Annotated in this window: 5 protein-coding genes; 1 reads left to right on the top strand and 4 read right to left on the bottom strand. The window is 57.1% G+C overall.

Features of this window, described 5'->3' with window-relative positions:
* Nucleotides 1-115: 115 nt before the first annotated feature.
* Nucleotides 116-1,141 carry a hypothetical protein gene (locus tag EYQ49_01255; protein ID HIG24507.1) on the top strand — a complete coding sequence of 342 codons (1,026 nt, stop codon included), beginning with the start codon at nt 116-118 and terminating at the stop codon, nt 1,139-1,141.
* A 1-nt stretch (nt 1,142) separates the two neighbouring features.
* Here the strand turns inward: EYQ49_01255 and EYQ49_01260 are convergent, their stop codons facing one another.
* The 4 genes from EYQ49_01260 to EYQ49_01275 all read right to left on the bottom strand — a co-directional run bounded on the left by EYQ49_01260 (nt 1,143) and on the right by EYQ49_01275 (nt 6,007).
* Nucleotides 1,143-1,895 carry an SDR family oxidoreductase gene (locus EYQ49_01260; GenBank protein HIG24508.1) on the bottom strand — a complete coding sequence of 251 codons (753 nt, stop codon included), beginning with the start codon at nt 1,893-1,895 and terminating at the stop codon, nt 1,143-1,145.
* Nucleotides 1,892-2,641, bottom strand: a complete 750-nt coding sequence (locus EYQ49_01265; protein HIG24509.1) for an SDR family oxidoreductase — start codon at nt 2,639-2,641, stop codon at nt 1,892-1,894. The genes EYQ49_01260 and EYQ49_01265 overlap by 4 nt, the downstream gene beginning before the upstream one ends.
* Nucleotides 2,642-2,726: 85 nt before the next feature.
* Nucleotides 2,727-3,068: a DUF805 domain-containing protein gene (locus EYQ49_01270; GenBank protein ID HIG24510.1), complete on the bottom strand. Its 342-nt coding sequence runs from the start codon at nt 3,066-3,068 to the stop codon at nt 2,727-2,729.
* A gap of 119 nt (nt 3,069-3,187) precedes the next feature.
* Nucleotides 3,188-6,007, bottom strand: coding sequence for a hypothetical protein (locus EYQ49_01275; protein ID HIG24511.1), 2,820 nt, complete (start codon nt 6,005-6,007; stop codon nt 3,188-3,190).
* Between the last annotated feature and the right edge of the window lie 369 nt (nt 6,008-6,376).

Consider the following 6,376-nt stretch of genomic DNA (forward strand, 5'->3'; position numbering starts at 1 on the left):
CGAGGCAGAAGCCTTGCTGGGTTGCGACGGCTTTTTGGCTGGGGTTAACGAAGCCTGTGGCCCGCTGACTTAGGGGCGACGCCTTTTTGTGGCTTGACTAATCTAAATTGTGGCCATGAGGAATTCGCCTCGCTTTTGGGCCCTTGGTGGGAGCCTTTTTACCGTGCTCTTGTTGAGCGCCAGTTGTGCTTTGGTAGAAGACGTTTTGCCACCCGCCCCGACCCCGGCGCCGCGTATGGTGGCCATGCCAACTACTACGGCAGCGCCCACCACTTCAACTGTGCCGCCAACTACTACGGCAACGCCCACCACTTCAACTGTGCCGCCGACTACTACGGCAACGCCCACTACCACTACGGAGGAACCGTTTGATCCTGTGGCGGTGTTGACCGCCAACTACCGCTGGGGCCATAGCGACGAGACTTACCTCTTGCAGCAGTTATTGCAGGTGACCGTTGATGGCTGGTACGGGCCGCAAACCCGGGCCGCGCATCTACGTTTTTTAGAAGTTGAGGGGTTGTCTACGGCCGGGGTGCCGCCGGTGCCTCCTCCCCCGGTGGTGGTGCCCGAGGTTGACCCTGATGCGCCAGAACTCGAACTCGAATGCCAGGAAATGGCGTGTTGGCCGGGCTACACCGGCGACTACCAAGCCGCCGTGGTTGCGGCAGTAACTGGTGTCCCGTCGGTGTTGTTGTCTGGTTTAGTTGGTGTGCAAATTGTTAATGGTTGCTGGCCCGGGGCGGCTCATTTTGATTTGCCGGATGATTGTTCGGTCAACGTGTACGACGAGTGGGGCTGGTATGCCGACGGCTCCCCCGGTAACCCGTGGGCTAATTCTATTTGGATCACCAACTCCACGGCGGCCGGGCCGGGCTTGGCTTATGTGGCTCTCCACGAGGTGGCCCATGCTTATTCAATGCAGGTGCTTGATGTTTGCTACGACCCGCAGGGCACGTCGTATCAGACTCGGCTTTATGCCTTGATGGATGAACCCCAGTTTGCGGGCACCAACCCTGAGGAGCTTTTGGCCGATGTAATAGCCGGCTATTTTGGGCACCCCTATACCAACTATCGAGGCGATGCACAGGTTTCTGAAGCCCAGTCGGTGTTGTTGACCGAGGCTTTCGCTGCTTGTTCTTGAGTTATTGGGCGGTGTAGCCGCCGTCTACCGGGATGATGGCTCCGGTGAGGTAGCTGGCTTCGTCGGAGGCCAAAAAGCGCACCACGCGAGCTATTTCTTCGGGTTGGGCGAGGCGTTTGATGGGGATGGTGGCGTCGGCTAGGGCTTGTAGGTCGGCGGCACTGGGGGTGGTGGTACGGCCCGTGGAAATCATGGGGGTTTCTACTTCGCCGGGGGCCACCGCGTTGATACGAATACCTTGGTCGGCGTGGTCGAGGGCCATGGCCCGGGTTATTTGGTGTACGGCGCCTTTGGTGGCGCAGTAGGCCAGCACTCCAGCGGCGCCGCGGCCGCCCCAGATGGAACCGAAATTGATGATTGAGCCGGCGCCTTGGGCGACCATATGTTTTACCGCGGCGCGTGAGAGGTAGAACACGGCGTCGACGTTGACGGCCATTATTTGGCGCCAGTCGTCGTCGCTGGTGCCGACGGCGGCGGCCCGGTGGATGGTGCCGGCGCAGTTGACCAAAACATCGAGTCGTCCGTGGGTGGCCGCTACCTGGTCGATGGTTTTTTGGCAAAAGTCGGCGTCGCTTACGTCGCCGATGATTGCGGTGGCCCCGGTTTCGTCGGCTACTTGTTGGGCACCTTCGGCGTTGCGGTCAATCAGCGTGACGGTGGCGCCGGCGGCTACGAACTCGCGTACGGTGGCGGCCCCCATGCCGGAGGCTCCTCCGGTGATTACGGCGATGCGGCCGGCTAGTGATTGGCTCATGAGGGTGGCTCGATGGGGTCGAAGTTAACGCCGCCGTAGGTTTGTTCGGTGGGTTGAAGCTCCACCCGGGCCACGTTGACGTACCAGGGAGCATCAAGGGCGTAGGTGATAGAGGCGGCCACGTCGGCGCTGGTGATTTCGGTGATGCCGGTTTCTTTAAGCTGGTGGCGCAGGTTTTCGTCGTCTATGGCCGCGTCGTAAAACTCGGTGGCTACCCGGCCGGGGCATATTTCGGTGACCCGAATACCGGTGCCGACCAGTTCGAGGCGCAGGTTGGTGGACATAAAGTGAATGGCCCCTTTTGAGGCACCGTAAACCGCTGAGGACAACGGGTAGAGGCCGGCTACTGAACCGATGTTGATGATATGGCCGCGGCCGGCGGCCATCATGGCCGGCAAGGCGGCGCGGGTGGCTTGGAGAACCGCGGTGACGTTGGTGTCGATGGTTTGGTCCAGGTCAGCGGGGTCGGCGGTGACCGTGGAGTCGATGGCTCGGCCTACGCCGGCGTTGTTTACTAAAACATCAGCACCAATTTCATCAAAGATCTCGGTCATGGTGGCGGTGTCGCGTACATCGAGTTGGTGGGGGATGCAGCCTGTTTCGGCGGCTAGGTCGTTGAGCCGCTCGAGGCGTCGAGCGAAGGCATGCACGGTAAGTCCGCGTGCCGTGAGGTCACGCACTACGGCGGCCCCGATCCCCGCCGACGCACCGGTTACTAATGCTGTCTGATAATCGCTAATGGTCATGGCTTTACCCTAAACCATCGCTTCCCCACTCGTGACATGGGGTGGGGTGAGTTCAAGTAGTGAGGTTAGGAGCGAACAAATCTGTTTATTGCGGGGCTGGGCCGTAGTCGTTGTCGCCGGTGGTACTGTCGCTGGCCAGAAAAACCAGCAACACGATTCCGCCGATCATTGGCACAAATGAAATCAGCCACCACCAGCCGCTTCGATTGGTGTCGTGTAACCGGCGGACGAACACCGCGAGGCTTGGGATCAACGATGCGAGAATAAAAAGAAAGAGAGGCACACCCAATAGAGGCTCTATGGCACTGAGTATGGCCAGCACGAGGTACACCACCAGATAAGACAGAATCCACATCCAATATTCCTGGCGGGAAGCCCGCCCAGAGAACTCGGCGTATTTGCTAAACGGGCCTTTGAGCCATTTCATGGAACTGTCCTTTCAAGGGGTCGCCTATTTACTAACACAGTTTTTCTGTTAGGCGCCAGAAAGGTCGGCAACTTGAAGTTCTGCACGGGACTCGATGAGGTAACCGTTTACCTTCACCGTTACTCCGCTAAGAAGTGACTGGCGGGGCCGCTGGGGTCAATAACCTCGGCGAGGTCGCCCCAGGGGGCGAGGAAGCTTACAAACTGACAATCTATATGGGTCTTATAAAATATTCCTGATAGCAGCCCTTGGTCGGTGGGCCAGAACGCATGTTGGGCTGACAGCACTTCTTCATGCCCCCAGGGGCAGCTGTGTTCTTCGGTGGCTTCGGCGGATGTTTCAAACTCTGTCCGCCAGTCCACCCCAGGGATGAAGAGGTCCTCAATTTCGACCTTTTGGCCGGTGGACACTTCGTATGTTGCCACCTCGTTAACGGAGGGACTGCCAGTCCCGCCGGTGTTGTAACTGGTTGATCGTGAAAGACTGAACGAATTGTTGTCTTGATAGACCACTTTGAAATGTTCGTTGAACCAGTAGTGCCCGAACCATCCTTCATGTATGAGTACTTCGTTGAGTTGGTCAGAGAGCCCTCGGGCGAAGAAGGCTCGGGTGTCGTTGTTGATGCCTTCGTCGTTTCCAGTGCCTTCCACTATGGGGTAGTTGAAGGTTTCGGAAAACCAAATCCCGGTTGAGGGCACGGCGAATTCGCAGTTTATTTCTACGCCAATGACGGTGTAGTTGAGATTTTCGCTCTCTTCCGGGGTTTTGGTGAGGTCGCATCCTTCGAAGCTTGGGTTGACGGCCAATATTGGGGCGAGGGCAAGGTTTTCGGTTGAGGTAAAGCGGTTGGCTTCGTCGGGGTCGTCAACAAGCACCCATTGGCTGTCCCATTGGTAGGTATTTATGGTGAATGGGGTGTCGCAGCAGTAATGGCTGGTTGTTGGGCCGCCATCGTCGGGGTCGAGGGGGCCACCAATATGGGCCACAATGAACTGGTCGTTAGTTGCGGTTTCTTTTACCCCGATGATTATGCCGTTGAGGGGTGTTATGTCTGTGTTAGTGACGGTGGTGGTTTCTTGGGGCCATTCGTAGCGCTGGAAGTCATCACGGTTCTCCCAGTAACAGCGGTCAGAAACCAGTTCTTGGAGAGGGGCTAGGCCGCTCTCGCCTTCGCTCCTTACCCGGCCCCAGGTGATGGTGCGGGCTTGGGTGTTTTCTCCGGGGGCGCAGTCTGGTTCTCGGCTGGTGGCAGAAGTAGGCCGGTTGGCTACTGAGCGAGTTACGCCGTCTAATACCGCTGTAGACAGGGCGAAGCAGTCGTCATCTATGGGTGGGAAATACATCCGGTTGCCCATGTCATCGCCATAGAGGCGAAGGTGGCCAAAGAACCCTGAGGTTTCATAGAACTGACGCCAAAACCCGTCGGGGTTGGTCCATTCCATTGAGGCTCCGCCAAAGCTTCGACTGCTGGCTTGGCCTTCGGCGGTAACTGCTTGGTTGAGGCCGGTGATCATGAGCATGGTGTAGCCGGTCATTTCGGCTTCGTCCCATTCGCCGGAGCCCCACTGGGGCACCCAACTGCCTTCGGTGGTTACCCCGTCAAGTGTGGTGGCGTAGAAGTCGAATCGGCAAGCGGCCCGGCGAACAATGCGTACGTTTTGGCCGGTGAGGTCTGGGTCTAGAGCTAAGAGCGCTTGTTCGATTACTCCCGTGGGGTCAATAACTCGTTGCTCATCGTTGATGATGGCCCAGTCGCTACTAACTTGGGCGGCTTGGTGGCGTATTTGGTTACGGTCGTTGGCCGGGTCGAGCCAGGTGATGGTGAACGCGGTGGATGGTGTATCTAGCGGGCCAACAAGCGCCCCTCCTGTCCCACAATTGCCGTAGTCAAAGGAGGCGTCGGTGAGGTAACTCATCGGGATAAGCAACAGACCGCCGTAAGTGGGGCGCAGAGAAAGGTCGTCCCAGTTGCTGCCGGCCGGCAGTTCAAGAGCGGCGGGGTCAACGGTTTCGCAGATCACGTTGCTTTGGTCCAACAAGTGGGTGAGCGAACTCCAGGGCACGGGGATGGCCTCTTCGCCGCAGACCCCAAATGAAAACTGGTAGACGATCAGGTTGTCTTGGGTGAGGGTGAAGGCTGTGTCGGTGAGATGCTCAGGTTTTCCAACGTTTACCCATGGCTCTCTAATGCAATTGGTTGGTTCGCTAACGGCAATAATTTCCCCAAGGCTTACTTCCCAATCTTTATCTATGCCAAACACGTCGTCCAATGTGATTTGGTGAGTGCTTTCTGCAGCAAAGTTGAGGGTCTCGACCGTACGCCCAGGGTTAGCCATACATGGGTAATAAATATCGACGGTGTAGGTCTGGCTGTAGGGAAAATGGTTCTTCGGGTCATAGGTGGTATTGAGGCTGAACCAACTCTTATTGCACCCAGCGGCATAACTGGCTTCGGTTAAATTGAAATTGTTGATACTGGTGAGGTACTCACCAATGAGTCGCGGCACTTCTTCGCTGGGGAGGCCGTACTGGTTGGGGCCCCAATTCCATTTGCCGTAGTAGTTAGCTTCAACGGTTACTGAGGTCTCGCTGCGTGGGATGAAGAGGTCGCAGATGGTGCGAAGCTCGGTCATGTCTAGGGCAACCGGTGGTGCATCGGCCACCCATACTGGTTTTTGGGTGATGCACTGGCCTTCGATACCTTCGGGGACTTCAAGGTCTGGGATGTAGTCGGCCTTTTTCCACCCGTCGTCGCTCTCTTCGGGCGCCACGGTGGAGGTCGTTGAGGCCGCCACAGTGGTGGCGGTGGTGGTGGTGTTTTCTGCTTGGGTGGTGGTCGTAGCGAATGCGGGTTCATCGTTTGACGTAGAGGAGCACCCAGCGAGTACCAGCATTAAAGCAAAAAGAAGGGCTGGCTTGGTGCTCGCTTTAACTGTCATAAGAAACTTCCTTTTGCCATACCTTTTGGTATAGCACCGCTGTGACACGACTTGTGGTCATTCAGCCACTTTTAGTGATTATTGTTCCATCGCTGGGATTTTTGGTCGGGCCAGTTGCCGGTGACACGGTACGAAAACTCTTGAGGTTCGTCATCGGGCCACGGGTTGATCAACCATTGACCCAGGGGTTGGCGTATCCATTTGGCGGCACTGCGCATCAAATACAAAGCGAGGTAGTTGTCAACAAACGCCCCGTGCTCAACCACCCCGTCGTGATCGTGAAAACTCAACTCTCCTCGCCAGGTTGCGGACCGCCACATTTCGACATGGAGGTCTTTCGGGCGGTCGGTTTCTCGAAACTGAACTTCA

Source organism: Acidimicrobiia bacterium, assembly GCA_012959995.1.
Taxonomy (GTDB): domain Bacteria; phylum Actinomycetota; class Acidimicrobiia; order Acidimicrobiales; family MedAcidi-G1; genus MedAcidi-G2B.